The organism is Arthrobacter sp. AG1021, from assembly GCF_003633665.1.
Lineage (GTDB): Bacteria > Actinomycetota > Actinomycetes > Actinomycetales > Micrococcaceae > Glutamicibacter > Glutamicibacter soli.
The window spans coordinates 103,787-130,775 of record NZ_RBLB01000010.1 but is presented as its reverse complement, the minus strand read 5'-3'; the positions used below and the strand labels follow the sequence as shown (position 1 = coordinate 130,775).

At 65.6% G+C, this 26,989-nt stretch carries 26 protein-coding genes and 1 pseudogene; 9 read left to right on the top strand and 18 right to left on the bottom strand.

Translation table 11 applies throughout. The annotated features are described in order from the left end of the window. Positions 1–30 precede the first annotated feature (30 nt). Positions 31–1,131 carry an FUSC family protein gene (locus DFO58_RS14180; protein ID WP_244910908.1) on the top strand — a complete coding sequence of 367 codons (1,101 nt, stop codon included), beginning with the start codon at positions 31–33 and terminating at the stop codon, positions 1,129–1,131. Here DFO58_RS14180 and DFO58_RS14175 read toward each other — a convergent pair. Further along, a complete protein-coding gene (locus DFO58_RS14175; RefSeq protein ID WP_047118032.1) occupies positions 1,128–1,667 on the bottom strand; it encodes an NUDIX hydrolase family protein in 540 nt (179 codons plus the stop codon). The genes DFO58_RS14180 and DFO58_RS14175 overlap by 4 nt on opposite strands. A gap of 216 nt (positions 1,668–1,883) precedes the next feature. Here DFO58_RS14175 and DFO58_RS14170 point away from each other — a divergent pair, with 216 nt between their 5' ends. Both DFO58_RS14170 and DFO58_RS14165 read left to right on the top strand, forming a co-directional pair. After that, entirely contained in the window at positions 1,884–3,311 is a 1,428-nt protein-coding gene (locus DFO58_RS14170; RefSeq protein WP_231736008.1) for an MDR family MFS transporter, read from the top strand. A 159-nt stretch (positions 3,312–3,470) separates the two neighbouring features. Continuing rightward, complete coding sequence (locus tag DFO58_RS14165; protein ID WP_047118030.1) at positions 3,471–4,247, top strand: SDR family NAD(P)-dependent oxidoreductase; 777 nt, start codon at positions 3,471–3,473, stop codon at positions 4,245–4,247. Between the two features lie 24 nt (positions 4,248–4,271). Here DFO58_RS14165 and DFO58_RS14160 read toward each other — a convergent pair whose 3' ends face one another. The 7 genes from DFO58_RS14160 to DFO58_RS14130 all read right to left on the bottom strand — a co-directional run bounded on the left by DFO58_RS14160 (position 4,272) and on the right by DFO58_RS14130 (position 13,163). Further along, positions 4,272–5,171 carry a hypothetical protein gene (locus DFO58_RS14160; RefSeq protein WP_053797299.1) on the bottom strand — a complete coding sequence of 300 codons (900 nt, stop codon included), beginning with the start codon at positions 5,169–5,171 and terminating at the stop codon, positions 4,272–4,274. Positions 5,172–5,247: 76 nt separating this feature from the next. Next, positions 5,248–6,261, bottom strand: coding sequence for a pseudouridine synthase (locus DFO58_RS14155; protein ID WP_113607724.1), 1,014 nt, complete (start codon positions 6,259–6,261; stop codon positions 5,248–5,250). Between the two features lie 47 nt (positions 6,262–6,308). After that, positions 6,309–7,136 carry a DNA-formamidopyrimidine glycosylase family protein gene (locus DFO58_RS14150; RefSeq protein WP_120991484.1) on the bottom strand — a complete coding sequence of 276 codons (828 nt, stop codon included), beginning with the start codon at positions 7,134–7,136 and terminating at the stop codon, positions 6,309–6,311. A 54-nt stretch (positions 7,137–7,190) separates the two neighbouring features. Next, positions 7,191–11,855, bottom strand: a complete 4,665-nt coding sequence (locus tag DFO58_RS14145; protein ID WP_120991483.1) for an ATP-dependent helicase — start codon at positions 11,853–11,855, stop codon at positions 7,191–7,193. Between the two features lie 39 nt (positions 11,856–11,894). Beyond that, on the bottom strand, positions 11,895–12,194 hold the full coding sequence (locus DFO58_RS14140) for a transcriptional regulator (RefSeq protein WP_120991482.1): 300 nt from the start codon (positions 12,192–12,194) through the stop codon (positions 11,895–11,897). Next, positions 12,178–12,645: a hypothetical protein gene (locus tag DFO58_RS14135; protein WP_120991481.1), complete on the bottom strand. Its 468-nt coding sequence runs from the start codon at positions 12,643–12,645 to the stop codon at positions 12,178–12,180. The genes DFO58_RS14140 and DFO58_RS14135 overlap by 17 nt, the downstream gene beginning before the upstream one ends. 59 nt (positions 12,646–12,704) lie before the next feature. Further along, on the bottom strand, positions 12,705–13,163 hold the full coding sequence (locus DFO58_RS14130; protein WP_183043211.1) for a 23S rRNA (pseudouridine(1915)-N(3))-methyltransferase RlmH: 459 nt from the start codon (positions 13,161–13,163) through the stop codon (positions 12,705–12,707). Between the two features lie 56 nt (positions 13,164–13,219). Here DFO58_RS14130 and DFO58_RS14125 point away from each other — a divergent pair, with 56 nt between their 5' ends. The 4 genes from DFO58_RS14125 (at position 13,220) to DFO58_RS14110 (ending at position 17,300) form a co-directional block, all read left to right on the top strand. Continuing rightward, the gene (locus DFO58_RS14125) at positions 13,220–13,924 is read left to right on the top strand and encodes a phosphatase PAP2 family protein (RefSeq protein WP_052772206.1); all 705 of its coding nucleotides are present in this window, start codon (positions 13,220–13,222) and stop codon (positions 13,922–13,924) included. 414 nt (positions 13,925–14,338) lie between these two features. After that, positions 14,339–15,073 carry an IclR family transcriptional regulator gene (locus DFO58_RS14120; RefSeq protein ID WP_160309066.1) on the top strand — a complete coding sequence of 245 codons (735 nt, stop codon included), beginning with the start codon at positions 14,339–14,341 and terminating at the stop codon, positions 15,071–15,073. Next, positions 15,070–16,008: a formimidoylglutamase gene (hutG, locus tag DFO58_RS14115; RefSeq protein WP_120991480.1), complete on the top strand. Its 939-nt coding sequence runs from the start codon at positions 15,070–15,072 to the stop codon at positions 16,006–16,008. Before DFO58_RS14120 ends, hutG begins: the two co-directional genes overlap by 4 nt. Positions 16,009–16,013: 5 nt before the next feature. Then, the gene (locus DFO58_RS14110) at positions 16,014–17,300 is read left to right on the top strand and encodes a sodium/glutamate symporter (RefSeq protein ID WP_120991479.1); all 1,287 of its coding nucleotides are present in this window, start codon (positions 16,014–16,016) and stop codon (positions 17,298–17,300) included. A 72-nt stretch (positions 17,301–17,372) separates the two neighbouring features. Here the strand turns inward: DFO58_RS14110 and DFO58_RS14105 are convergent, their stop codons facing one another. Beyond that, positions 17,373–18,344, bottom strand: coding sequence for a D-2-hydroxyacid dehydrogenase family protein (locus DFO58_RS14105; RefSeq protein WP_120991478.1), 972 nt, complete (start codon positions 18,342–18,344; stop codon positions 17,373–17,375). Positions 18,345–18,457: 113 nt separating this feature from the next. Here DFO58_RS14105 and DFO58_RS14100 point away from each other — a divergent pair, with 113 nt between their 5' ends. Beyond that, positions 18,458–19,582, top strand: a complete 1,125-nt coding sequence (locus DFO58_RS14100; RefSeq protein WP_120991477.1) for a hypothetical protein — start codon at positions 18,458–18,460, stop codon at positions 19,580–19,582. Between the two features lie 130 nt (positions 19,583–19,712). Here the strand turns inward: DFO58_RS14100 and DFO58_RS14095 are convergent, their stop codons facing one another. The 6 genes from DFO58_RS14095 to DFO58_RS18290 form a co-directional block, all read right to left on the bottom strand. Continuing rightward, entirely contained in the window at positions 19,713–20,483 is a 771-nt protein-coding gene (locus DFO58_RS14095; protein WP_147407291.1) for a hypothetical protein, read from the bottom strand. Positions 20,484–20,485: 2 nt separating this feature from the next. Next, a complete protein-coding gene (locus tag DFO58_RS14090; protein ID WP_047118022.1) occupies positions 20,486–21,397 on the bottom strand; it encodes an ATP-binding cassette domain-containing protein in 912 nt (303 codons plus the stop codon). A 2-nt stretch (positions 21,398–21,399) separates the two neighbouring features. Next, the gene (locus tag DFO58_RS14085) at positions 21,400–21,789 is read right to left on the bottom strand and encodes a hypothetical protein (protein ID WP_047118021.1); all 390 of its coding nucleotides are present in this window, start codon (positions 21,787–21,789) and stop codon (positions 21,400–21,402) included. A 1-nt stretch (position 21,790) separates the two neighbouring features. Then, positions 21,791–22,135 carry a PadR family transcriptional regulator gene (locus tag DFO58_RS18575; RefSeq protein ID WP_047118020.1) on the bottom strand — a complete coding sequence of 115 codons (345 nt, stop codon included), beginning with the start codon at positions 22,133–22,135 and terminating at the stop codon, positions 21,791–21,793. A gap of 2 nt (positions 22,136–22,137) precedes the next feature. Then, positions 22,138–22,794 carry a CPBP family glutamic-type intramembrane protease gene (locus DFO58_RS18570; protein WP_160309065.1) on the bottom strand — a complete coding sequence of 219 codons (657 nt, stop codon included), beginning with the start codon at positions 22,792–22,794 and terminating at the stop codon, positions 22,138–22,140. Positions 22,795–22,870: 76 nt separating this feature from the next. Continuing rightward, entirely contained in the window at positions 22,871–23,335 is a 465-nt protein-coding gene (locus DFO58_RS18290; protein WP_146956084.1) for a hypothetical protein, read from the bottom strand. A gap of 724 nt (positions 23,336–24,059) precedes the next feature. Between DFO58_RS18290 and DFO58_RS18815 the strand changes: the two are divergent. After that, positions 24,060–24,345: pseudogene (locus DFO58_RS18815) on the top strand (hypothetical protein); the annotation flags it as partial. On the opposite strand, the gene pcaC reads toward DFO58_RS18815, so the two are convergent. The 3 genes from pcaC to DFO58_RS14060 are packed head-to-tail and all read right to left on the bottom strand — an operon-like array spanning position 24,302 to position 26,898. Then, positions 24,302–24,700 (bottom strand): 4-carboxymuconolactone decarboxylase, encoded by a 399-nt coding sequence (gene pcaC / locus DFO58_RS14070; RefSeq protein WP_047118017.1) that lies wholly within the window; start codon positions 24,698–24,700, stop codon positions 24,302–24,304. The pseudogene DFO58_RS18815 and the gene pcaC sit on opposite strands and share 44 nt — an antisense overlap. Positions 24,701–24,715: 15 nt before the next feature. Beyond that, positions 24,716–25,513 carry an alpha/beta fold hydrolase gene (locus DFO58_RS14065; RefSeq protein WP_047118016.1) on the bottom strand — a complete coding sequence of 266 codons (798 nt, stop codon included), beginning with the start codon at positions 25,511–25,513 and terminating at the stop codon, positions 24,716–24,718. Continuing rightward, positions 25,495–26,898, bottom strand: a complete 1,404-nt coding sequence (locus DFO58_RS14060) for a lyase family protein (RefSeq protein WP_120991475.1) — start codon at positions 26,896–26,898, stop codon at positions 25,495–25,497. The genes DFO58_RS14065 and DFO58_RS14060 overlap by 19 nt, the downstream gene beginning before the upstream one ends. Positions 26,899–26,989: the final 91 nt, after the last annotated feature.

Genomic DNA, 26,989 nt, shown 5'->3' with positions numbered 1-26,989 from the left:
TTGTTGTGTGCAACGCGACGGAAGGAAGCTGTGGGTCTAGAGCAATTGAAAGAATCCGCGAAGTCATTGATCACGCTGGGCCCTGCCCGCAAGGACCACTGGATCGGCCTGCGTACCGCCGTCGGCGTTTTCGCCCCGCTGATCTTCCTGATGGCCATCGACCGCCTGGACCTGGTGGTGTTCGCGGTCTTCGGCGCCTTCGTCGGCGTCTACGGCCGGGTGGACGGCTACTGGAACCGCCTGCGCATGCAGGTGCGTTCAAGCGCGCTGCTGTTCGGCGTCATCGCCGCGGCGCTGGCCGCTTCCCACCTGTGGATCGCCCACGACCAGCCGGAGCTCAAGGCATGGCAAATCGTCGGCGCCACGACGCTGGTTGCGGGGCTCTGCTCGGTGCTCGCTGGATTCCTGCGGCTGCGTCCGGCCGGTTCGCTGTTCCACATCTTCGCGTTTGCCGCGATTGCCTCCATTTCCAACCCGGTCCCGGCCTGGCAGGGACTGCTGGTGGCGGTGCTGACCATGATGCTGGCGCTGGTGATCGGCGCGGCCGGAGCATTGGGCCAGTGGTCGAGCCTGTGGCAGCGCACGCCGCTGCCACCGCTGTCGGACAACGTCCGCTCCGCGATCTGGTGGGAAGGGCTGTTCTACATCCTGACCGCCGGCATCGCCGGAGCCCTGGCCAACATCGTGGGAAGTCGGCTGGAAGCCGGCCACAACTACTGGGCCATGGTGGCCGCGGTGGTGCCGCTGGTCGGGCACACCACCAAGCTCAGGATGCGCCGCGGCATCCACCGCGTGCTGGGAACCCTGGTCGGGCTGGTGCTCATGGCGCTGCTGATCGTGCTGAATCCGCCGTTGTGGCTGCTGCTGACGCTGATCGGATTCTTCCAGTTCATGGCCGAGATGCTGGTCATGCGCAACTACTTCATGGCGCAGATCTTCGTCACCCCGCTGGCGCTGGTGGGCGTCTCCGTGATGTCGGGACTGTCCACGGCGCTGCTCTACGACCGCATGGTGGAAACCGTGATCGGTTCCGTGGTCGGCATCCTCGGGGTGCTCCTGGGGAGCTGGTTTGGCGGGATCAAGCGGCGCCAGGCCGGCATCGACCCGCCAAACCCGGGCAAGCAGTTCTAGATATTCACTCCGACGTGGGCTAATGCCTGACGGAGAATATTTTCGCGGCCTCCGGCGAACTCGCCCTGGATGTCGCTGCTCAGCGCTTCGGCAGGGGTGAGCCAGGTCAGTTCCAGCGCGTCTTGGCGTGGCGAGGACTCGCCGCGCACCGGCACGATATAGCACATGGAGACCGCATGTTGGCGGTCGTCGGTCAGCCCGGTTTCGCTGGGCGCCGGGAAGTACTCGGCCACGGTGAACGGCACCGGGGACGCCGGGAGCTGCGGCAGCACCATGGTGCCCAGATCCTTCTCGATGTGCCGGATCAATGCGGCACGGATCGTTTCGCGGTACATGACGCGTCCGGAGACGAAGGTGCGCAACATGCGCCCGTCGTTGTCCGCGGTCAGCAGCAGGCCGACCTCGTTGACATAGCCCAGCGGGTCCAGGCGCACCGGAATGGCCTCGACGTACAGCATGGGAAGGCGCTGGCGGGCCTCGTAGAGATCTTCCTCAGAGAGCCATCCAGGGTAGGGATCAGGCGTGCGCACGTTCATGGTTCCATCTTGGTACACAAACACCTCTCAGGCCATGAATCTGTATCCGTGTTGCGCAACTCACCAATCTGCTGCGCCCGTGCCCTAGTATCGCGCCGAGGCGCTCTGTAGAATTGATTGGGCTATCCCAATCAGAATGCATCTGACCCTGGATCGGCCGACCATTCCCGCACTTCTCTTGGAAGCAGACCTGTTGTGTCACACGCTCCGGACCGCTTGAGCAAACAAAATTTCACGACGATTGCCGTGCTGATCGTCTCCAGCTTCGTTGTCATCCTCAATGAAACCATCATGAACGTGGCACTGCCCGTGCTGATGGAGGAATTCAACGTCACCGCCGACGCCATCCAGTGGCTCGCCACGATCTTCATGCTGACCATGGCGGTGGTCATCCCGACCACCGGATTCCTGCTGCAGCGGCTGAGCACCCGCAAGGTCTTCGTGCTGGCCATCGGCCTGTTCACCCTGGGCACCGTGCTGGCCGCGGTCTCCCCGGGCTTCTCCGTGCTGCTGGTCGCCCGCGTCATCCAGGCCTGCGGCACCGCGATCATGATGCCGTTGCTGATGACCACGATCCTCGACCTGGTGCCGCCGGCACGCCGCGGGGTGCTGATGGGCAACGTGTCGATCGTGATCTCGGTGGCCCCTGCCATCGGCCCGACCCTGTCCGGCATCATCCTGCAGTACCTGTCCTGGCGGTTCATGTTCATCGTGATCATCCCGATCGCCGTGGCGGCGCTGCTGATCGGCACCCCGCGCCTGTCCAACGAACCGGGCGACAACTCCGCGCCGCTGTCCATCCCGTCGCTGATCCTGGCCGTGCCGGGCTTCGGCGGCCTGGTCTACGGCCTGAGCGGCCTGTCGGCCGGCGTGACCCCGCTGGGCCTCGGGATCCTGGCGGTCTCGGTGCTGTGCCTGACCGCCTTTGTGCTGCTGCAGGTCAAGCTGCAGCACGGGGACAAGGCCCTGCTGGACCTGCGCTCGCTGACCTACCGCGACTTCACGCTGTCGCTGGCGCTGATGATGTGCGCGATGATTTCCCTGTTCGGCGTGATCATCCTGCTGCCGCTGTTCTTCACGACGGTGCTGGGCATCGAGACGCTGACCACCGGCCTGATCATGCTGCCCGGCGGCCTGCTCATGGGCCTGCTGGCCCCGCTGGTCGGCAAGCTCTACGACAAGGTCGGCGCCCGCCCGCTGATCGTTCCGGGCTCCATCATCCTGCTGGCGTCGCTGTTCGGCTACGCGCTGATCCTGAACGCCGCCACCCCGATCTGGCTGCTGGTTCTGCTGCACCTGGTCATGAGCCTGGGCCTGGCCTTCATCTTCACCCCGGCGTTCACCACCGCGCTGAACCCGCTGCCGCACCACCTGCACTCGCACGGCTCGGCGCTGCTCTCCACCCTGCAGCAGCTGGCCGGCGCCATGGGCACCGCGCTGATCGTCGGCGTGGTGGCCGCGTCCACCGCCTCGAAGATCGCCGCAGGCACGGACGTCGTCACCGCGACGGTTCAGGGCTTCAAGCCCGGCTTCCTGGTGGGCGCCGCGTGCAGCATCGGCATCCTGGTCATCGGGATCCTGCTGGGCGGCAAGAAGCAGGAGACCCAGCAGCCTTCCGACCAGGCTCCGGTGGCATCCCACTAGCCAGAGCGGAATTCTCCGGCTTTGCCGCGCAGCCCGGCACCCTCGTGGTGCCGGGCTTTTGCGTGCCAGCGGGCTCCCGGGCACCGGGATCCGGATCTTCACCTTTGCCCATGCGGGCGATAGGCTGACCGGAGATTCACGACTATCGAAGGGGTTTGCATGCAGCTACGGGATTCGGTCGCGCTGGTGACTGGCGGACTGTCCGGGTTGGGACGGGCCACGGCCCAGAAACTGGCTGCGCAGGCCAAGCACGTGGTGGTGCTGGACCTGCCGCGCGAGGACGGGGATGAAATCGCCGCGGCGATCGGCGCGAACGTGCGCTACGCCCCGGCGGACGTCACCAGTTCCGAGGAAGTGGCAGACGTGATGGAGCGCGTGCGCGAGCTGGGCCAGCTGCGGGTGCTGGTGAACTGCGCAGGGGTGGCAACCCCGGGCAAGGTGCTGGGACGCGAGGGCGTGCTGCCGCTGGAGAAGTTCGCCAAGGTGCTCCAGATCAATGTCAACGGCACGTTCAACGTGATCCGCCTGGGCGCCGAGCTGATGGCGCACAGCGAGTCGCTCATCGACGCGCAGGGCACCGCCGAGCGCGGGGTCATCATCAACACCGCCTCCGTGGCGGCCTTCGACGGGCAGATCGGGCAGCCGGCCTACGCCGCCTCCAAGGGCGCCGTGGCCGCAATGACGCTGCCGCTGGCCCGTGAGCTGGCGCAGCACCAGATCCGCGTCATGACCATCGCCCCGGGCATCTTCCAGACGCCGATGATGGCAGGGCTGCCGCAGGCGGCGCAGGATTCGCTCGGCGCGCAGGTGCCGCACCCTTCGCGGTTGGGCCGCCCGGAGGAGTACGCGGCCTTGGTGGAGCACATCGTGGCCAACCCGATGCTCAACGGGGAGACGATCCGTTTGGACGGCGCGATCCGCATGGCGCCGCGCTGAACCCGCGGCGCAGGCGGGCCGGACTCAGAAATCCAGGGTCCGGCCCGCCTGCACCCGGTGCTCGGCGTGGCTGATCTGGAACCGCCGGTTCTCCGCGCAGACGAACACCACGATCGCCAGGAACACCCACAGCACGCAGGCCCACAGCGGGGTGGCGCCCAGCATCCAGCCCTGGGCCGCGGCAGCGGCCAGCGCCAGGCCGAACCCGCTGGCGAAGGCATGCCTGCCGCGTTCGGAGTGGGCGAACACCGCCGCCGGCACCGCGGCGGCCACCGCGACCAGCGACACCGCCAGCGCATGGCCCGGCTCGTTCCAGCCGGCGGCTGCGAACACCAGCTGCAGCGTGTAGACCAGGGCGAATCCGGCGAAGAAGCCCAGCGGCATGTCCGTGGCGATACGCTCGGTCCGGTTGCGGGCGGTATTCAGGTTCAGCTGGTGCACCCCGTACAGCGCGATCCCGGCGGCCGCCGCGGAGACCGCCGCGGCGGTCCAGGGCAGGAACCCGGAGGCGAGCGTCAGCGCGCAGCTCAGCAGGGCCGCGGCGCTCAGCGCATGGATGCCGGCGGCGCGCTGCCGGCGCGAGGAGAGCTGGGCGGGCAGGGCGCTGAAGGCGGCGCTGGCGATCAGCGCGATCCCGATGACCGGCCAGATCACCGCATGCACCAGCCCGGTATCCAGCAGGCTGGCCTGGGTGCGGGCATCCATCCCGGCGCCGAAGGCCAGCGAGGTGGCCAGCAGTAGCACCCCGGACAGGGCGAACAGCCCGGCGCGGACCTTGTCGAAGACTTCCACCGCGGGATTGGGCCGCAGGTCAGGGGCCGTATAGGGCAGCTCGAACGCAGGCCTGCGCGTGGACTCGGCGATGGCCCGCTGGGCGGAGCCCACCAGGGTGCGCAGCTGCATATTGGGCTGTGGCTCGGCCATGGCATACCATCCTTCGTCGGGCCCGTGCAGGGGTGTGCAACAGCCTAGGGTAAATATGCCGAGGTGAGAAGAGGCGCTAGGCGGCCGGGGCTTCGCGCAGGCTCTGCGCGGAACTGAAGCTGCGCGCGGCGCCGGTGATCGGGTCGGTGAAGGAAATGGTGTGCGCCAGCAGCTGCAGCGGGCGGTCGTAGTCGTCCGGCGCCAGGTCCCACAGCCGCGGGTAGAAGGCATCGTTGACGATGCCCAGGCCCAGCGAGGCGAGGTGGATGCGCAGCTGGTGGGTTTTGCCCGAATGCGGCTCCAGATCCATCAGCGCCACCTCGGTGCCCGCGTGGAATCCGGCGCTGCGGCCGATGGCCTCCACGCTGATCAGCGTCTGCGCGTTGGGCTCGCCGTCCTCGACGATCGAGCGCAGCTGGCCCTTCACCTTGGACATGCGGTTCTCGTAGGTCATCGGCATGCCAGCCAGCAGGGCGCGCAGTTCTTCGCTGGTGCGTTGCTGGCTGTGCTCCCCATTGGCCTGCAGCACCACGCCGGTCTCCAGCCCGTCGCCGGGGGCCAGCGCGACCACCGCCTTGTAGCGTTTGGCGATCTCGCGGCGCTCGAAGAGCATCTGGTAGGCGCCGCGGGTTTCCGGGTTGACGGCGAAGAGGATCACCCCGGCGGTGGCCCGGTCCAGCCGGTGCATCGGCACCAGATCGTCGATGCCGGTCTGGTTGCGCAGCCGCACCAGGACGGATTCCTGGATGAACTTGCCGCCCGGAGTGGTGGGCAGGAAGTGCGGTTTGTCCACCACCAGCAGGTGCTCGTCCTGGTGGAGGATCTTGGCTTCGAAGGGGATCGGGGTCTCCACCGGCAGCGAGCGGTAGTACCAGATGAACTCGTGCTCGCCCATAGGCGTCTGCCGGTCCAGCTTCACCCCGCCGATTCCCACGATCTCGCCGTCATCGAAGCGGCGCAGGATGCCCTCGGGGTCCACATGCCCGAACCGTTCGAGCAGATACTGGGCCACCGTGTCCCATGGACCGGTGCGCGGCAGGTGCAGACGGGTGGCGTTGACGCCGTTGCGGACGGGGAGCGGAGATGCCATGGCCATGGCTCCCATTCTTTCATCTTTGCCCCGGGCCGTTGTCCTCATCAGTGCGCAGCCGGCTGGCAGGAAGGGCAGAAGTAGCAGTCTCGCTCCAGGCCCGAATCCTCGGCCGCGATCTTCAGCAGCTGGATCTTCGCGCCGCAGCGCAGGCAGGGCTTGCCGGCGCGCCCGTACACCCAATAGGGCTCGCGGGTCCGGGCCAGGCCGGTGGTCACCCTGCGCGGCCGGTCCTTGTTGATGTCCAGCAAGCGCTGCGACATCTCGATGACCTTTTCCAAGCCCACAACCTGCCCCACCGGCGTGAGCGGGTGAAGCCGGGTGAGGAACAGGACCTCGCAGCGGTAGATGTTGCCCACCCCCGCCATCAGCCGCTGGTCCAGCAGCGCCTCGCCGATCCCGCGGTGCGGCTGCGCGCGGAAATTCGCGGCGGCCGCCTGCGCATCCCAGTCGGGCCCCAGCAGGTCCGGGCCCAGGTGCCCGACCAGCTGCGCTTCCTCGGCAGTGGGCACGAGCTTGACCTGGGCGATGTCGAAGCCGACCGCCACGACGCCGTCGCAGGCGAGCACCACGCGTGCGGTGTGCGCCGGACGCTTGAAGCGGGCTCCCGGACCGTAGAGATCCCACCGCCCCTCCATGAGCAGGTGCGAATGCAGGGTCAGCGGCGGCTGGTTGAAGGCAGGTTCCGCCGTGGCGGGAGGCTGCAGCCGCATGAGCAGGTGCTTGCCGCGCGGGAGGACCTCGGACACCGTGTAGCCGGCCAGGTCCACCGTGGACAGTGCCGGGACCCGGAAGTCCGAACGCAGGATGCTCTTCCCGGCCAGCGCATGGTGCAGCCTTGCGGTGGCCCGGTAAACGGAATCGCCTTCCGGCATGGTGCATCTCCTTTGCTGCTGCCAGCCGCCGCGTACAGCGCGCTGGTGTCCAGGCTACCGCCGGAAGCGGATGCCCTGCGGGGTCGAGTAGAAACCGGCGCCCAGCAGGGCGGCGGCCGCCGGGTGCTCCTGCACAGGTTCGCCGTTGACCGTGGCGATGGCGATCTTGTCCACCCCGGCACGGCGCAGCGCCGCAACCAGCCTGGCCGCCAGCAGCGCCCAGGCCTGCTCTCCGGGTTCGCCAAAGGCCAGCACGGTGCGTCCGCCGCGTTCGAGGTACAGCACCAGCTCGCCGTCCAGCATGCCCACGATCGCCCCGGCCTTGCGCCCGGGGCGGTGCCCGGTCTGCGTGGCGGGCCACGGCAGCGCCGCGCCATAGGGGTTGGCCGGGTCGGTGGCGGCCAGCACCACGGCTTCGGGCTGGCGGCGCGGGTCCTCGGGCAGCACGAAGCCGCGCAGCCGGTCAATGGTGTTCGAGGTGGAGAACTGCGCGGCGCCCAGCTTCTCGATGAAGTAGCCACGGCGCGCATGCCCGGCCTCCTCCAGCTTGGACAGCACCCGGTAAAGCTGTCCGAAGCCCCCCGGCACCGCCTCGGCGGCCACCGAGCCGCGGGTCAGCACCCCGTAGCGCTCAAGCATGATTTCCGCGGTGGCGTGCGCGGCGATGGTGGGGTCGCGCACCGGCTCGGGCAGCAGCGCCCAGCGCGCCGAACCGCGGGTGCTGCGCGCATGCACCACGCCCTGCTCGCGGGCCATGCGGCTGAGTCCGGACAGCCGGTTCAGCCGGGCGGCGCGGGCGCGCGGGGCGGGCTTGGCGATCTTGTGCGCGGTGCTGCCCCCGGCCAGGTAGCCGCGCACCGGCGCCAGGGTGTCAGGGGAGATGAACCCGGCCCAGAACAGCTGCCAGCAAGCCTCGGTGATCTCCTGCTCGCTGGGCGGGCGCCCCTCGCCGGGGTGGATGCGCGCGGCGATCTCCTGCACGAAGTACGCGCCGGTCGGGTCGAAGGATTCAAGCACCCGGCGGGCCAGCGCATCCAGCGGCGCGGGGTCCGGGATCGGCAGGCTCAGCGGGGCATGCTCGGCGGTATGCAGCGAGAGCCAGCCGTCCTTGCCCCCGGCCGCGCCGGCGCCGCAGATGAGCACGTCCCCGGCGCTGGTCAGCTCGTCCAGCCAGGCGCTCTGGTAGCCGGGCAGCCGGGCAGGCAGCACAAAGGACTCCAGCGCGGAGGCGGGCAGCTCGACGCCTGCCAGCTGCATCGCCACCTCGTAGACTCCGTCGCTGCCCTCCAGCCGGGAGCCGACCTGCTGCCAGGCCGGCAGGAAACGCGCGAAAGCCAGCTGGTCCACCGGCTCCACCTCGGCGCGCAGGGCGGCCAGCGAGCGGGTGCGGATGGTGCGCAGCACCTGCACGTCGCAGTACTCGTCCCCGCTGACGCCCTCGGGAATCAGCTCCACCGGGCGGAAGGCTCCCAGCGAGAGCCGCCCGGCGGCGGTCATGGCATCCAGCACCGGGCGCAGCACCGCCACGCCCAGGCCCAGCACCCCGGAGATCTCGGTGAGCGTGAACGGGGCGTGGGTGCGGGCATAGCGCGAAACCAGGTCCTCGACGGGCTGGGCCGCGGGCTCCAGGAAGGCGGCGGGGATGCCGGTGGGCAGCGGGGTGCCCAGTGCGTCGCGCAGCTTGGCCGCGTCCTCGATTCCCGCGTAGGCCAGCTGCCCGCCGATCCGCAGGGTGAACGCACGCCGGGTGGCCACCAGCGATTCGGCGTGCGCGCGGGCCGCCGCCTCGGCCAGCGGGGCCTGCTCGTCGGCAGGATCACGCAGGCGTTCAGCCAGCTGAGCGGCGGTCAGGGGGCCCAGCAGCCGCAGCAGGTCCGCGGCCCCCTCCATGCCGGCCAGCCGGCGCTTGGGCGCCAGGTACTGCAGCTGCTGCGCCAGCTCGGCGATGACCTGCGGATCCAGGATCTCGCGCACGTCGTTGCGGCCCAGCAGCTCGCCCAGCAGCACCGGGTCCAGGCTCAGCGCCGCGGCCCGGCGTTCGGCCAGCGGAGCGTCGGATTCGTAGAGGAACTGCGCCACATAGCCGAAGAGCAGCGACTGCGCGAAGGGCGAAGGCAGCTCGGTGGTGACCTCCACCAGCCGGATGGCGCGCGAAGAGACCTGGGACAGGATCCGGGTCAGCGCTGGCAGGTCGTACACGTCGTTCAGGCATTCGCGTACGGTTTCCAGGATGATCGGGAAATCCGGGTAGTTGCGGGCCACGTCCAGCAGCTGGCTGGCGCGCTGGCGCTGCTGCCACAGCGGGGTGCGCTTGGTCGGGTTGATGCGCGGCAGCAGCAGCGCCCGGGCGGCGCATTCGCGGAAGCGCGCGGCGAACAGCGCCGAATTGGCCACCTGCCCGGTGACCAGATCCACGATCTCGTCGGACTCGAACGCGAACAGCTCGGCCCCGGGCGGCTCGTCGTCCATGGCGGGGATGCGCAGCACGATCCCGTCATCGGCGGCCATCGCGGAGGCGTCCAGCCCCCAGCGTTCACGCACCCGCGCACCGACTGCCAACGCCCACGGGGCGTGCACCGCCAGCCCGAAGGGCGAATGCAGGATCACCCGCCAGTCGCCCAGCTCGTCGTGGAAGCGCTCCACCACGAAGGTCTGGTGGTTGGGGACCTGCCCGGTGGCCTCGCGCTGCTCGCCCAGGTAGTTCAGCAGGTTCTGCGCGGCGAAGGCATCCAGTCCTCCTGCGCCCAGCTCTTCGGCGGCCTCGGAGCGTTCGCGGGCCAGCAGGCCGGTGGTGAATTCGCCCAACGCCGCGCCCAGCTCCACCGGGCGGCCCAGCCCGTCGCCGTGCCAGAAGGGCAGCTTGCCGGGCTGGCCGAAGGCGGGGGTGACCAGCACCCGGTCGTGGGTGATGTCCTCGATGCGCCAACTGGTGGCGCCTAGGGCGAACACGTCGCCCACCCGGGACTCGTAGACCATTTCCTCGTCCAGCTCGCCCACGCGTTTGGGCGCCTTGTCGTCCTCGGATCCGGCCAGGAACACGCCGAACAGCCCGCGGTCAGGGATGGTGCCGCCGGAGATCACGGCCAGGCGCTGCGCTCCGGGGCGCGCGGAGAGCACCCCGGCGTCGCGGTCCCAGATGATCCGCGGCTTGAGCGTGGCGAATTCGTCGGAGGGGTACTTGCCGGTGAGCATGTCCAGCGTGGCCAGGTACACGCTGCGCGGCAGCTGCTGGTAGGGGGCCGCGCGCCGGACGGTGTCGAACCATGCCTCGACGTCCAGGTCTTCCATGGCCACCGCGGCAAGGGTCTGCTGGGCCAGCACATCGAGCGGATTGGCAGGGATCGCCATCTTCTCGATCTTGCCCTCGCGCATGCGGGTGACCACCAGCGCGGTGGAGAGCAGGTCGGCGCGGTGCTTGGGGAAGAAGATTCCCTGGGAGACCGAACCCACTTGGTGGCCTGCGCGGCCCACGCGCTGCAGTCCGGAAGACACCGAGTTGGGGGACTCGACCTGGATCACCAGGTCCACCAGGCCCATGTCGATGCCCAGTTCCAGCGAGCTGGTGGCGACCACCGCGCGCAGCCGGCCGAGCTTCAAATCCTCCTCGATGGCCGCGCGGGCGTCCTTGGAGACCGAGCCGTGGTGGGCGCGGGCCAGCAGCGGCGCCTCGGGATCCGCGGCCGCGGTGGACCCGGCCTGCGCCATCATCACCGCGGGGGAGGAGGACAGCTGGTTCTCTACCGCGAAGCCCTCGCGCTCGGCATAGATTTCATTCAGCCGCCCGGTCAGCCGTTCGGCCAGCCGCCGGGAGTTGGCGAAGATGATGGTCGAGTGGTTGGCCAGCACCAGGTCCACCAGCTGGTTCTCCACGTGCGGCCAGATGCTGGCCGCGGCTGCCGGAGACGAGCCGGGGCCCAGGTCGTGGGCGGCGGCGGCGGAGGGCAGGTCGGTCATGTCCTCGACCGGAACCCGCACCTCAAGCTCCCATTGCTTGGTGGATTCCGGGCGCACGGTGTTCACCGGGGCGGAGCCGGCCAGGAAGCGCGCGACTTCCTCGGGCGGCTCGACGGTGGCTGACAGGCCGATGCGCTGTGCCGGGGCGGCGAGCAGGGAATCCAGCCGTTCCAGGGACAGCGCCAGATGGGTGCCGCGCTTGGTGTTGGCGATCGCGTGGATCTCGTCGATGATGACCGTGTGCACCTGCGACAGCGTGGTGCGCGCCTGGCTGGTCAGCATCAGGTACAGCGACTCGGGTGTGGTGATCAGGATGTCCGGGGGATTGCGCAGCAGCTGCCGGCGCTCGGAAGCGGGGGTGTCGCCCGAGCGCACGCCCACCGAGACCGAGGGCTGGGAGAGTCCCAGCTCGTGGGCGGTGGCCCGGATGCCGGCCAGCGGGGAGCGCAGGTTGCGCTCCACATCCACGCCCAGGGCCTTCAGCGGCGAAATGTAGAGCACCTTGGTGCCGGTGCCCGTCGGATGGTCGCTGTCCTGGTCCAGTCCGGGCAGCGCCGGGGCATCCAATTCCGCGTGGTGCAGCCGATCCAGCGCCCAGAGGAAGGCCGCCAAGGTCTTGCCGGAGCCGGTCGGGGCGATGACCAGCGTGTGGTTGCCTTCGGAGATGGATGTCCAGGCACCGACCTGTGCGGTGGTCGGCTCGGTGAAGACTTCGGTGAACCACTTCTGGGTGGCCGCGCCGAAGCGGGTCAGGACATCGCTCATGGAATCGATCCTACGTTCTGGCACGGACAGCTGGAGGGCTTATTCGCCCTCGGTGATTTTGCGCAGTGCCGCCAGATGGCCGACGTAGGCACGGCGGCCTTCCTTGCTCAGGCAGAGACGCACGTGGCTGCGGCCGAGCTTGGCGAAGCGTTCCACCTCCACGTATCCGGCATCGGTGAGCTGTTTCAGGTGTTTGCTCAGCACTGAATCGGCAACGTTCAAATTTTCCTTGAGGTGCGCGAACTCGGCCCATTGGACGGGTGCGAGGCTGGCGCAGATCCGCAGGCGCAACGGTGCGTGAATCAGGTCGTCAAAGCGTGGTTCAGCAGGCTTGCTCACTGCCGTCCTCCACGCGTTCCTGCGTCAGCGAAGCACGCATTTTGTGGGCTAGGACCCCGAGGATTGCACAGCAGACAACCATCTTTCCCGCGGCTTCGAACCAAGTAGATGCCTCCCACATACGCAGGAACATCGTGGCCAGAATGATCACCACCAGGTAGCAGCCAAAGGCTGTCGAATTGCCGGGCAGTGGCCGCTGCTTGGCGCGTTTGCGTAGAAAGACAGCCAACCAAATAATCAGGGGAATGAACAACGCGAAAAGCGAATACAGAATCTGGTCTGGAACGAGACCGTCGATACTTGTTAGCGCACTGATCAGCAGGACTACACAGGTGGTGAATCCGCGCGGAGAGTCGCTGCTTCGGACCATGTTCTGAGAGGCGGCCTGTGCGTCGGCAAGGAGACTGGAGGCCTCGTGCTTGGTCGGGTTCGCGGGTTCTTGCGGGTTCATGTTCCCTCACTTTCCGTTACGGCAAGTTTTGTCTTTCCAAGATGGAAAGTCAAGGATGGCTAAACGTGGTGGTACTTGCCGCCGGCCAAGATGTCCTGGGCACGGTAGAGCTGTTCGGTGAGGATCAGGCGGACCAGCTGGTGCGGGAACACCAGCTTGGACAGCGACCAGGTGAAGTTCGCCCGCGCGTGAACGGTTGGATCAACGCCGTAGGCTCCGCCGATGATGATCACGACATTTCGCGCGGAGTCGATCGGCGTGCGCAGGGTATTGGCCAGCGCTGGGGAGTCGACGTTCTTCCCGCGCTCATCGAGCAGCACCACGAAGTCCCGGTCGTCGATTTTGGCCAGGATGCGGGCCGACTCCTCGGTGCGTGCCGCGTCGTTTTCCCGCGAGGAATGCGAGAGCAGCTGCCACGACAGGTCGAAGGGTTTCTTCAGCCGCTTCTCATAGCGGGAGATCCCCTCGTCCACCCAAGACTCATGCTTCTTGCCGACGGCCAACACCTTGATTGTCATGGTTCTATTCTTCCGCATAGCCGCCGGTCAGCGAACACAGGGGGTCTGTGGATACGATGGAGACCATGCGATCTTCATGGTTTTTTCGCCCGGGTCAGCGATCACGCGGCGTGCAGGCGTTGTGGATCGCCTTTGGACTCATCGTGGTGCTGTTCTATTTCACCCGGCGAATGCTGGTCTCCCTCAGGATCGGGGGATGGTCCAAGGATGTCGACCTGCCGGTCGAGCAGTGGGTTCTGGCTCACCAGGATCCTGTGTGGCACTCGGTTGCCACCGTGCTCTATCTCTGGGGATCAACGCCCGGCATGACGGTGACCATGGTGATCCTGACGGCAATCATTTGCCTGTGGGCGCGCAGCTGGTGGCCTTTGGCCACGGTAGCCTTCACCGCCTTGGGGTCGGTGCTGCTGACGGTGGTGCTCAAATCAGTGCTGCAGGTTGCGCGCCCGACTGGCGTGCCCGGAGGCCCTGCGCCGCCGGGGTCCTTCTCGTTCCCCAGCGGGCACACGCTGAATGCGGCAGCTCTGATTGGCATCGCCACCTACCTGGCTGTGGTCTACGGATTGCGTCGCTACGCATACCTGCTGGGCGGCATAGCGGTGTTGTTCGTCGCGGCCATGGGAGCCTCCAGGGTCTACCTTTCCCACCACTGGGTTTCTGACGTCCTAGTCGGGTTGCTCATTGGCGCAGGCTGGGCGGCTGTTGTGGCTATCTTGCACTATTTCTTCGTCCCCTCGAAGAGGATTCGGCAATCTTCCTAGCTTGCTGAACATCCCCGGGTGGATGTGACATTAACTTCAAATATGATTCCGACATCGCGGGCCGACTTATCGGCCTGCGATGCGCTGCTTAACGACCCTGTTGGTGTTGCTCAACTAGCCCGGAGTTCAAAAGCGCCGCTTTAGCGCACGTCAGTACGCGGAACCTCGGGAGATTTCATGTTGTTCAACAATCCATTGGAGAATTTGGGCATGATTCCGGGGCGCTGCCGGCGAGGCACACCTTTTTCCAGCGACTGAGAATTTGCCCCGATTCTTTCTCACTCGGTGAGAATTTCGATTTGTCCTCGCCGCATACATGACAGAACAATGGTTCATTGTGCCAATTTCCGCCGGCGGGCGGACCCGCACGAAAAAGTTGTTCACGGCCGTCCACGGCCTCTCGATGAAGGTGCCATGAGCGTAAGGAAAGAGTCCGATTCACAGACCGCACGGGTCTTGTGGATTCTCTCTGCATTGGCGAAGGTTCCGCAGGCAAGCGTGCGCGAGCTGTCCACCGAAACCGGCATTCCGGTGAGCTCGGTGTACCGTCTGCTGGACCACTTGGTGTTCTCCGGCTTCGTCCACAAAACTTCCTCCGGACACTACGGCGCCGGCGCCGCGGCCGTGCAGCTTGCCGAACGTTACTGGGATTCCAGCCTGGCGAGCGGAACCGTCGCCCCCTACCTGCGCCAGCTGTCGCAGGACTCCGGCGAACTCGCCGCCTTCATCGTGGCCCATGGCGCCGAATCGGTGTGCGTGGAAACCATCGAGTCCACCCAGGCGTTGCGGTGCAGCTACTCGGTGGGCACTTCCCACCCGCTGACCCTCGGGGCCTCGGGCACCATGCTGATGGCCCTGATGTCCCGGGAGCAACGCGCCGAAATCTTCGACTTCCATGATGTCGATGCTCCGTCGAGGACACGCCTTGAGCAGGCCTGCGAATCGGCCTTCCGAGCGGGCTACGCAGTCAGCCTCTCTGAGGTGGAGGAAGGCGTCTGGTGCGTCAGCTCCCCGGTCACGGACCTGAACGGAGAGCTGCAAGCAGTGGTGAGCCTAATGGCTCCCGCCCAGCGCAGCCTCGAACGCCAAGCTGAACTGATCCAACAAACCTGCAGAACCGCACTGAGCCTGAGTGGAGGAATCAAATGACCTGGAAACAGGCAACCGACTGGACCGGACGCAACGATGGTCCCGGTCCGGAGCATGCCCGCTGGCACAACACCATCCAGGCCTGGACAGCCGGGGCCGAACCCGGCGCCGCGCTGCTGGGTTTCGCCAGCGACGAAGGCGTGCGCCGCAACAAGGGCCGAGTGGGTGCGCGCGACGGGGCGCAGGCCCTGCGCACCGCGCTGTCCTCCATTGCCCTGCACGAACCGGTCAAGCTCTACGACGCCGGAGACATCGAGGTCGACGGCGAAGACCTGGAATCCGGGCAAGAGGCCTTCGCGGACGTGCTGGCCCAGCTGCTGCGCGAAGGACACTTCACCGTGGGTCTTGGCGGAGGCCACGAAATCACCTTCGCCAGCTACGCCGGACTGGCCCGCGCCCTCGGCGAAGACTCCAGCTGGAGTCTGGGCATACTGAACATCGATGCGCACTTCGACCTGCGCGAGGCGCCGCTGCCGAGCTCCGGCACCGGTTTCGCGCAGATCGCCAAGGCCCAGGCAGCCGCCAGGCGCCCCTTCCGCTATGCGGCCGTGGGCATCAGCGAAGCAGCCAACACCAAGGTGCTCTTCGACCGCGCCGCCGAGCTTGGCGTCGAGGTGCTTCTGGACACCGAATGCCATCTGGGCAACCTGCAGGCGGTGCGCGAATTCATCGCGAACTTCGCCGACTCGGTGGACCACCTGTACCTGACCATCGACCTGGACGCGCTGCCGGCCAGCGTGGCACCGGGCGTCAGCGCCCCGGCCGGCTTCGGCGTCAGCCTTGAAATGGTCCGCGAGATCGTCTTGGCCGCCGCCCGCAGCGGCAAGCTCAAGCACGCAGATATTGCTGAGCTCAACCCTCTCTTTGACATCGATCAGCGCACCGCCCGCACTGGCGCGCGACTGCTCAATGACCTGATCTTGAACCGAGGTTAAGATATATGGAATTACAACTATCCTTGGTCCAGACCGCGGCACTGGCGCTGATCCTGCTGGTCTTCGGCGAGTTCGCCCGCCGCCGCGTCGCCTTTCTGGAGAAGTTCTGCATCCCGGCCCCCGTGGTCGGCGGCTTCCTGTTCGCCCTGCTGGTGCTCGTGCTGCGCCAGACCGGCACCGTGGAAATCAGCCTGGACACCTCCCTGCAGACCCCGGCGATGATCGCGTTCTTCACCACCATCGGCCTGGCAGGTTCGCTGGCGACCATCAAAAAGGGCGGCAAGCTGCTGCTGATCTACCTGGTGGCCTGCTGGACGCTGGCCTTCGCGCAGAACATCATCGGCATGGGCATGGCCAAGCTGCTTGGCGTGGACCCGATGCTGGGCATCATGGCCGGCGCGGTCAGCCTCGAAGGCGGACACGGCGGCGCCGCGGCCTTCGGCCCTACCGCTGAATCCATGGGCGTCGAAGGCGCCACCACCGTGGCCATCGCCTCGGCCACCTTCGGCCTGGTGGCAGGCAGCCTGATCGGCGGCATGCTCGCCAGCTTCCTGATGCACCGCCACAAGCTGGAAGTTCCGGCCAAGCCGCAGACGATCGCCCAGAAGGTCGGCGCAGGCTACGGCGTGAAGAAGCTTGCCGGCGGCGGCGGTTTCGCCGGCGGCCCGGCCACCGGAGAGGACCTCGACGAGGCCGTCAAGCAGCCGGGCGACGAGATCAGCAACTACTCCTCGATCCTCTCCACCTCCACCATCATCGGCATCATCATGGTGCTGGGCATGCTGCTGGGCGACTGGATCGCGCAGATGACCGGCTTCTCGCTGCCCGCCTACGTGGGCGCCATGATCGCCGCGGTGATCTTCCGCAACCTGAACGACAAGTTCAACTGGGTGAAGATCAATGACGACTCGGTCAACCTGATCTCCCAGCTGACCCTCGGCTTCTTCCTGACCCAGGCCATGATGAGCCTGAAGATCTGGGAACTGGCGAACCTCGCCGGCCCGCTGTCCATCATCCTGCTGGTGCAGCTGGTGTTCATCACCCTGTTTAGCGCGATCGTGGTCTTCCGCATCATGGGCAAGAACTACGACGCGGCCACCATGGTCGCAGGTTTCATGGGCCACGGCCTGGGCGCGACCCCCAACGCCCTGGCGAACATGGACTCCTTCAACGCCAAGTACGGCGTGCGCTCGGAGAAGGCGTTCCTGATCGTGCCGCTGGCCGGCGCGGTGCTCATCGACCTGGTGGCGCTGCCCTGGATCGTGTGGTGCATGAACCTCGTGGCAGGTTAAATCCGCTCACCACCAAGTGCCCTCGGCGCATCGGGAATACGATGCGCCGAGGGCACTGCTGTCTGCACGGGATTAATTCAGCACCCGCACCGGTTTGCCCTTGGCCCAGGCCCGGATGTCCGCGGCCGCGTCCTGGTAGAACATCGCGAACTGCTCCACGGTCACGTAGCCGATGTGCGGGGTGGCGACGACCCCGCGGGTTGCGGCCAGCCGGTCGCCCTCCGGCAGCGGCTCCACATCGAAGACGTCCACCGCGGCCAGGTAGAGCTGCTCGTTTTCCAACGCATCAATGAGCGCATCGGTCTGCACGATGCGGCTGCGCGAGGTGTTCACCAGGATCGCGTCGGGCTTCATCCAGGCCAGCTGCTTGGAGCCCACCACCTCGGTGCTGCGCTCGGAGAGCTTGAGGTGGATGGTCAGCACGTCGCTGGTCGCGAACAGCTCGTGCTCGCTCACCTTGCGCACGCCGACCTGGGCGGCGCGCTCCGCGGTCAGGTTCTGGCTGTAGGCGATCACGTGCATGCCGAAGGCCAGCCCGATCTTCGCCACGCGGGAGCCGAGGTTTCCCAGCCCGTAGACGCCCAGGGTCTTGCCCGACAAGCCGATGCCCATGGTGCTCTGCCACCCTGTGGAGTGCTCCAGCGGGCGCTGCGCGGAGAAGATCTCCACATCCAGGCGCCGGGCCGCGGCGAGGATCAGCGCCCAGGTGTGCTCGGCGGCGTCGGTGGCGATGTAGCCGGTATGGCTGACCACCACGCCGTGCTCCGCGGCCGCTTCGAGGTCGATGGAGCCGTTGCGCCGTCCGGTGGTCACCAGCAGCTTCAGGTTCGGCAGGGCCTGCAGCCGGGCGCGCGGAAACGGCGTGCGTTCGCGCATCGCGACGATGACGTCGAAGGGCTCAAGCGCCGCGATCACGGTGGCGTCGTCATGCCCCAGGAATTCGGTGAAGACGCTCAGTTCGGCGTCCAGCTCCTGGGCCAGGGACTGGAAATCGGCGAGCGTGCGGGAGATGTCGTGGTAATCGTCGAGGACGGCAATTCGCATGGCTCAATACTAAGCACCACCGGTGCCGGGAAACGAGAGTATTTCCCTTATTTCCGCTGACCAGCACGCACTCTGGCAGACTGGGTGGAAACTTCCGGGTGAAGGGAACATCCATGGACTTGAAACAATCCCTGCTCGCCGGGCGCCGCGGCCGCCGGCTGCTCAGCAGTATCGTGCTGTCCGGGACCGCCCCCGAGGCGCAACACCTGATGCGTTCGGTGTTCGACGCGTCCTTCGAATTGGCGCAGCAACGAGGCGACGGGGTTGTGCGCTTCACCATGGCCGAGGAAAGTGCAGGTGCAGAGCCGCAGGAATCCGCCGCGGATGAAACGGCGCCATCGATTGCCCAGATTGCGCAGATGCTCCGCACCGTGCCCCTGCCCGAAGCGATGCCCGAGCTGATTCGCTCAGCGCTGACGGACAGCGTCGATTGGGCCATGTACTGGCAGCCTCCGGATGCCGAGGACACCTTGTTCGGCGACCCCCGACTCGTTCAAGCACTGGAGCGGGTAGCAGAGCATGTCGCGTCAACCGGCATCATCCAGAGCTGGATGGGCGCATCCACGCAGTCGAACCAGTGGATGATCACCTGGACGGGCGAAAGCGCCGAAGGCCAGTGGGAACCGGGCCTTGAACCTGCGCAATCCCAGCTGAAGGCGTGGAACCTCGATCTCGCGGAGAAAGAACGCGCCAGCAAGGCAGACCTGCGGGAAAAGATGGACCAGCTGGCCAGCGGGCACTGGTGGCCGAATCCGCCGGGCGGGCTGTACCGCAGCTTCGGAACCTTCGAGCTTGAAGAGCCCATCGGCCTGGCTTGTGTGGAGGACGGCATGGGATGGAGCTCGGCGCTGGTGCGGCGCCTGCAGATCGAATGCCGGAAGCCGGTATTCCACATCACCGAGCCAAGGCACTGGGCCGATTTGTGCCGCCGCTACCCGCTGGAAGTCAGCGCAACGATGCGGCGCAACTGGTTTGAAACGACCGGGCGCGACGGGCTCTGGGTCCAGCCGGACTGGCAGGCCGTGGCCGAGGACTACGACGGGGTGCATCTGGGCCTTGGCGCCTATCTGGCCGGAGCGGGGGAGATCATCGCGGTGGATGCCCGGCGCGCCAGCGTCATCGCCGGATGGAACCCCGATGAGACCTACTGGTTCACCGATGCCGTGCAACCGGTGGACGAGGTGCGTACGTGGGGAATTAGTGATGCGGGTGGGCGCGATGTTTGGTTGCGAAGATAGCCTTTGCGGTGCGCATGGACCCGGCATTCAGGACACTCCAGCGGGACGGTCCGCACTCGCGCAGCTCCAAGCTGTTCGGGTGCAAGCCGCCCCGCAGATTTTTTAGCGCCAATGCGCTACATCGCGGCGGCTAATGCGGTTCGGCGCGCCGCATGCGGATGAATCCCACCGCAAACGGCAGGAGAACCCATAGGGCAAATGAGGACAACGCAGTGCCTATACTTCCGTCGCCGATCAAGGAATTGGACATCGAGGCGGTTTGCAGGAAAGGTCCGATGCCACCGGGCAGCAACAACAGCAGATTGTCGATGAGCAGCACTTGGATGATCACTATCACCACCGAAAGCGGCGTCGACAGCAACGCGGAGCCCAATGCCGCACCGCTCAGCGAACCGGCAAACGACAACACAATTAGCATGCCGAGGACCTCCAGCGAACCTTGGGCAGTCCAGGCCATCCCAAAGGCGCTGGCCAGCCCGAAACTAACTGCCAGGCCGGTCGCGATGAACGCCGCGCAAAGAGCGACGCCGATGAGCACGGAGGTCACCAGTTTCGCCAGGAAAACACGGTGGCGACGTGGTTCCAACGCCAGAATCATCAGTATGTCCCGATGCTGCCAATCCATCGTATAGACCAGAATTCCAAGAATTGGGGTTCCCAAGGCAGCACATACGGTAAACGCCATCATGATGACTGAGAAGGACAACTCGGCTTCCTCCTGGGCAATTAGCACCCAGCACACTCCGAAGGACAGCAAGAGCCCAAGCCCAAGCATGCTCCACAGCACTGACTGCCCTGAACGAACCGTTGTCAGTTTCCGAAATTCCAGCCCCACCAAGCGGCCCAGTGTGGGCCGGGATCCAACAAGCGGTTGCCGTTCTGGTGTATCAGTGGTTTTCATAGTCAAAGTACTTCCGTCCGGTGAACACTGTATTCACCCTGTGTAAGGCGCAGGTAGGCTTCCTCCAGCTGGTGTTCCTGTTGCGATCCCAGCGAGGTGATCAGTATTCTGTGCTCCATGGCAATCTGCGCCACCTGTCGATTGCTGGCCTGGACCTTGAGCCAACCAGGGACGGCATGGTCCGAGACGGCAAATCCATGAGCCAGCAGCAACTTGGCGAGTTTCTCCGGCTCGTCGGCTTCGACGCTGACTTGTGAATCCGGGTTGCTGAGATCCGACAGCGTGGATTCCGTCGCGACGCTGCCGCGGTCGATGATGACCACGCGATGAGCGTAGGATTGCAGCTCCTGCAGGAGATGGCTGGAAACCAAAACGCTTCCCCCGTCCTGGGCGAACCCTGTCAACAAGCCGCGCAGCCAGCTGATGGCTTCGATGTCCAGCCCGTTGACGGGCTCATCCAGGATCAGGCACCGAGGACGCCCCAGGATTGCAATTCCAAGCCCGACGCGCTGGCGCATCCCGAGAGAGAGGGACTTGAATCGTCGTTTGGCAACAGATTCCAATCCCATTTGCTCAATAACTTCGTCGCGGCGGCTGTTGCTGATCCCGAGCATGCCTGCTGCAAGACTGAAGCTGTCGCGAACATTTCGTCCTGGATGCCGAGCGGCTGCGTCCAGCAGCGAACCGACTGCCGCTCCCGGGTTCGGCAGGTCGGAATACCTGACCCCGTCGTAAAGAATGGAGCCTGAATCGGGGGTGCCCAGACCCAGCACCATTCGCATCAGCGTAGATTTTCCGGAACCGTTAGGGCCCAAAAGGCCGGTGATTTGTCCTGCAGGTATCGAGCACGATATCTCCTTGAGGATATGCGCCTTCCCGTAATGCTTGGATACCGAAGAAACTTGGATATGCATGCTTATTCAACGCCCTTTGGGATTCGATGATCTACCATTGCGCCAATGATCGAGCCGATGAAAGCTATGGCCAGCGCGCCGACGAGGGTCAGAACGCTGATCAGCGGGTTGGACTCCCCGGCTGTAGCAAACGAGGTAACCACCCGGCCGAGGACCACTAGTACGGCGACGGCAACAGCAACGGTGATGATCCAAAAACCCTTCGATGTGGCTTTCCCCTTGGTGAACGTTTCGGCGAAACTTTTCTCCGGACCGAAAAGTTCCAATGGGGTGCTTTGAGCCGCCTCGGATTCCGCGCGGACTTCCCGGAGGGTTTGTGCGACGACGGACTCCGGCATGCGGCGCCAGCGAAGCTGATAGGCCAGGTTCTTGAAGTATTCGTCGTTCATCATGTCAGTGCTTCTCTTCGTCTAGTAATTGATTGGTGACCGCAGTGAACTCACGCCACATTTTGGTCTCCGTTTTCAGAGCAACAAGGCCGGCGGCGGTGATTCGATATGTCTTGCGGCTTGGGCCGTGCTCCCCTTCTACCCATTCAGTCTCGACCAATTCGTCGTCGACGAGGCGTCGGAGGAGCGGATACAGGGTTCCTCCGCCAACATTCCCGAGGCCGTAGCCCGCCAACAATCCGATAACTTCATGCCCGTACGTTCCGCTGTGGCGATGGATGGTCCTCAGCACACATAGCGTCAAGGAAGCCTTGAGCCACCCGCTGGGCCATTTCTCCGCTTGATTCATAACTAGATCGTAATCCGATCTACGAAGGAAGTCAATGAAGGTCGCTTTGCGTTGCCAAGGAGCAGTAGCCAGCTGACCGCAAGGACCAGCGCAATATCCATGCCGAGAATCACGGGACCTACCAACAACTCGCTGGCTGTTTCCGAAAGGGATATAACCATGAGATTGGCGATCAAGTGAGTGGCTGCAGAGGCAATCCATGAGCCAGTCAGCGCACATATGGCGAATGCCGCCAAGGAAAACAATGCTCGATCAGCAACTAGCCAGGGGTTGCTGATCGGGTGGGCTAGGCAGAATCCAACAGTCGCTGCAGCTGGGATCATCCATCGATGGCGTGGACGAAGATGCTTGCGCATCCTCCAGGGAAAGTACCTGAAGGCAAGCTCTTCGGCACATGAGGCGAGGGCCAGCCCGATGAGCACTGCGGGAGACGTCCACTGGGCGACTCCCGCGATCAAGGCGAATAGGACGGCGACCACGCCTATGAATTTTCCGGTAGACGGGCTTCCGGCTTCTGGATATTTTTCAGGGTTGTTGCAGATCAGGTAGGCGGCCGTGGCCGCGGTTGCCATAACGAGCGCGCCAAACCATTCGCTCGCCACGAGGTGATCCCATGCTAGCGCCAGGCTAGCGAGAGTTAGCATGGCGCTGATGGCCACATATGCAAGAAGTCTTGTCATTTCGAATTGGGTTCTACAGGGTCGCCCGCGTTGCTCGCGGGCGACCCGCTAGATGCTAGAAGAAGTAGTGCCAGAGAGCGTCGAAGAGCTCCCAGAGGCCACCCGAGGCAACGAAGTCGATTCCCCAGCGGATCCACGAAGCGAGGCTATTCCACCATTTCTTAAACGCGTTCCATCCTTTTTTGACGGCGGACTTCATGCTGTTCCAGATTTGAGGAGCATTTTTCTTGATCCAGTCAATGACTGGCTTGATGCTGATTCTCTTCTGCGCGTCGGAGGCCGAAGCTGTTCCGAGATCCGGGGAGGCGACGCTGCGCGTGCCGCTATCCGCAGCAATGGATCCGGACGATACGGTGCTCGCCGACGATGCGACAGTTTGGACGGACGAGATTGAGGGCTGGGCAATGGCGCTAGCGGCTCCGGTAACTGGCGCAAACAGCAGGGCGCCACAGAGTGCCGCAGCCAGGGTGCGACGCTTGATCGGATTGGCCGATGGCGTCGTCTTTCGAGCTTGACTCATTTCGAGTTCCTTTGTCTCTCTTGTGAATGATGATGGTCCTGCAGGATCCGAGACTAATGTATATAAATCCATCGCATTTATGTCCAATACGACAAAATGTTAAGGCAAGCGTGGTGCGTTCGGATATCCTGTAGCGGTTTGGCGGCAGAGTCATGTTATATTGCCGTAAGTTGACTAAACCCCAATTCATTCACGCTAAGTTATCAAGTATTAGCAAGCAAGATGACCTATTTTTGTCTTGAGATCATTCTGAATGCTTGTAGATGCGGTGCGTGTTTGGCCCCTGTTCGGCCGCCTGTTGCATCTGGGGGATTGACGCAGTTCGCGGTTGGCGACACAAAACACTATCTGTTAGTGTTTTGAACTGCTTTCTGATGGGTTGCGCAGTCCGTCCGTTCGGGCGCGGCCTAGCCGCACTTCCGAAAAAGGTATTTAAGGTCGGAACTTGCTTTTGCCTGTGCGGCAACAGATGCGTACGCGACAGCCTTGTGGCTTCCGTCAGATCGTTCGCCGACAGGCAATGAATGAGTAGCAGATGACCCGGTCGATTCGAAACGTGGCCCGTGCGCGGCACGCGATGGCGGTTGCAGAAGCAACTCGCGCGGTGCCGTGGCCTCAAAGATTTTCAGCGTTGGTTCGAATGCCAGGTGTAATAGCGCCAAAGGTAAAGGTGCGCTGGGTGCCAAACGACAACGGGCTGTTCCGCCGGCCCCACGCATTCACGGACGCGGGGGCCAGCGACGAAGCATCGGCATTCGCGTCTGTGCCGGCCGCAGACCAAGAGCAAGGTGCAGCGGTTCAACCGGACGATGCTGGAGCAGTGGGCGTACGCGATCCGGTACCGCGCGGTGGCTGAGCCGGTTGCTGCTTTGCAGGGGTGGCTAGGTTATGAGAACTACCGTCGAGGGCAAGCTTCGCTGAAGGCCCGAGTACCGACCGACAGTGTTCTCAACCTTGGCAACACAGCTAGGAGGCCTCGTACTCGGCCAAAACTTTCTTGCCGATCTTGAACGCGACGTTGGCCGCGGGCACCGAGCAGTAGATGGCGCTCTGGAGGAAAACTTCCTTGATTTCATCAGGGGTCATGCCGTTGCGCAGGGCCGCATGCACGTGCATTTCCAGCTCCTCCCAGTAGCCGCCGGCGATCATGGCGGTCAGGGTGATGGCGCTGCGGGTGGTGCGCGGCAGGCCGTCGCGGGTCCAGATGGTGCCCCAGGCGTAGCGGGTGATCATCTCCTGGAACTCGTCGGTGAAGTCGTTCGAGGTGCTGGTGGCGCGGTCGACGTGCTCGCCGCCGAGCACTTCGCGGCGCACCACCATGCCGGCGTCGTAGGTGTCGCCGGGCAGGCGCTGGGAGTCAGTCATGTAGCTAGGCCTTTGCTAGTTGGCGGTGAAGAAGTTGATCAGTTCTCGTGCGGTCGCGGCCGGGTCCTCGGCCGGGGCCAGATGGGCCACGGTGTCGATGACGGCGAAGGCTCCCTTCGGGGCGTGCTCGGCGATGAACTGCGCGTCGCTTGGCGGGCAGACCTGGTCGTGGGCGCCGTTCAGGCCCAGGATCGGATCGGTCATGGCCGCCAGCTGCTCGCGCAGGTCGAACCCGGCCAGCGCACCGCAGACGTGGGCGTAGGAGAAGCGGTCGGCATCCTGCAGGTTGTGCAGCAGGTTGGTGGAGGTGACCGCGTCCTTCTCGATGAAGCCGGGGGCGAACCAGCGCTGCGCGGAGCCGACCACCATGGTCGGGGTGCCGGCCTGGGCGACCAGCTCGGCGCGTTCGGTCCAGGCTTCCGGGGTGCCGATCTTCGCCGCGGAGCAAACCACGGACAGAGCCTTGAAAACGCCTGCATGGTCGTTGGCCAGCTGCAGGGCGATGGCCCCGCCCACCGAGACTCCGGCGTAGTACAGCGCCGCGTCCTGGCCGATGACCCCGTCGCCGCGCAGCGCGTCGATGGCGTCCATGACGCCCTGGGCGAGCTGCGCCATGGTGAACGGTTCGGCGGACGGCTTGCTTTCGCCGTGGCCGGGCAGGTCCCAGGCGATGAGCTGGAAGTGGTCCTTGAGGAAAGGCGCGGCCGGCCCCCATAGGTGCAGCGAGGAGGTGCCCAGCGAGGGGCCCAGGATCAGCGTCGGCAGCGAGGTATCGAGGTTCAGCAGCGAGGGGGTTAGTTGTGGGACAGCCATGATTCCTTCCACAGGGCATAATCGGCAAGAACTGTATGGGTGAAGCGTGCGGCGCTGCCCAGGTATCCGGCGGGATCCAGCAGCGCGTCGAGCTGGGCGTCGGAGAGGTCCGCGTGGGAAACCTCCAGGCGCAGCAGCTGGCGCAGCCCGATCGGCTCGGTGAGCGAACGCAGCACAAGTTTCTGGATGGAGGGCTTGCCGCCGGTGATGACCGGGGCCAGCACGGTGGCGATGCGCTCGGAGAGCACCGCATCCCCGCCCAGGGCGAGGTTGCGGGCCAGCGCCGGCTCGTTGACGGTCAGCCCGTTGGCCAGCACATCCGCGTGCTCGGCGGCGCCAATTGCCAGGCGCAGCAGCTCGCGCAGCGCCGGCCATTCGGCATGCCAGCCGCCGTCCGGGCGCTCGTCCGCCGCGGTGCCGGCGGCGGTGAAGAGCGTGGAGACCAGGCCCGGGGCGCCCAGCGCCGCGGTGCGCAGCAGCAGCGAATGCACGGGGTTCTGCTTCTGCGGCATGGCCGAGGAGCCGCCCTTGCCTGCCTCGCGCGGTTCGGACAGCTCGCCGATTTCCGGGCGGGAGGCGGTGAGCACGTCGGTGCCGAAGGTGCCCAGCGCAGCGATCACCGCGCCCAAGGCGGAGCCTGCCTGCAGCAGCGGCACGCGGTTGGTGTGCCAGGGGACCTGCGGGTCGGCCAGCTGCAGCTGATTGGCCAGTTGCGCGGCCAGCTGCGCGCTGTCCGCGGCGCTGTCCGAGGTCGAGAGGAACTGGTCCAGCGAGGCGAGGGTGCCCACCGCGCCGCCCCACTGCAGCTGCAGTCCGGCGGCCACCGATTCCAGCTGGCGGCCGGCGGCGAGCACCGCCGACAGCCAGGAGGCGGCCTTCCAGCCGAAGGTGGTGGGCAGCGCATGCTGGGTCAGCGACCGGGCGATGCACGGGGTGTCGTCGTAGCTGCGGGCCAGTTCAGCCAGCCCGGAGGCCGCCGAGCGCAGCCGGGGGAGCAGCTCGCGGATGCCGCGGGACAGCAGCAGCATCAGCGCGGTGTCGATGATGTCCTGGCTGGTGGCCCCGCGGTGCAGGGCAGTGCCTGAACCGGCCGGAGCGCCGTCGTCGACCAGCCGGGCGCGCATCATGCCCAGCAGCGGGATCAGCGCGTTGGCCCCGTCGGGGGTCAGCGCGGCCAGCTCGGCCAGGTCGTAGCGCTCAACGTCGGCTACCGCCTCCACGGCGGCAGACTGCGCGGCGGTGCACAACCCGGCGGCCGCCTGCACGCGCACCCAGGCGGCCTCGACATCCAGCATCGCCTGCACGAAGGCCGCGTCATCGGCCAGCCGGGCGCCGGCCCCGCCGGCCCAAACCGGGTTCAGCACCCCGTAGTCGGCATTCATCATGGCAAAACCTCACTTGTGGCAGTACGTCCAATACCCCGCCGGGGTGGAAGGCCGCGGTGCGCGGGCACCTGCAGCTTCCACCCTAGCGGGG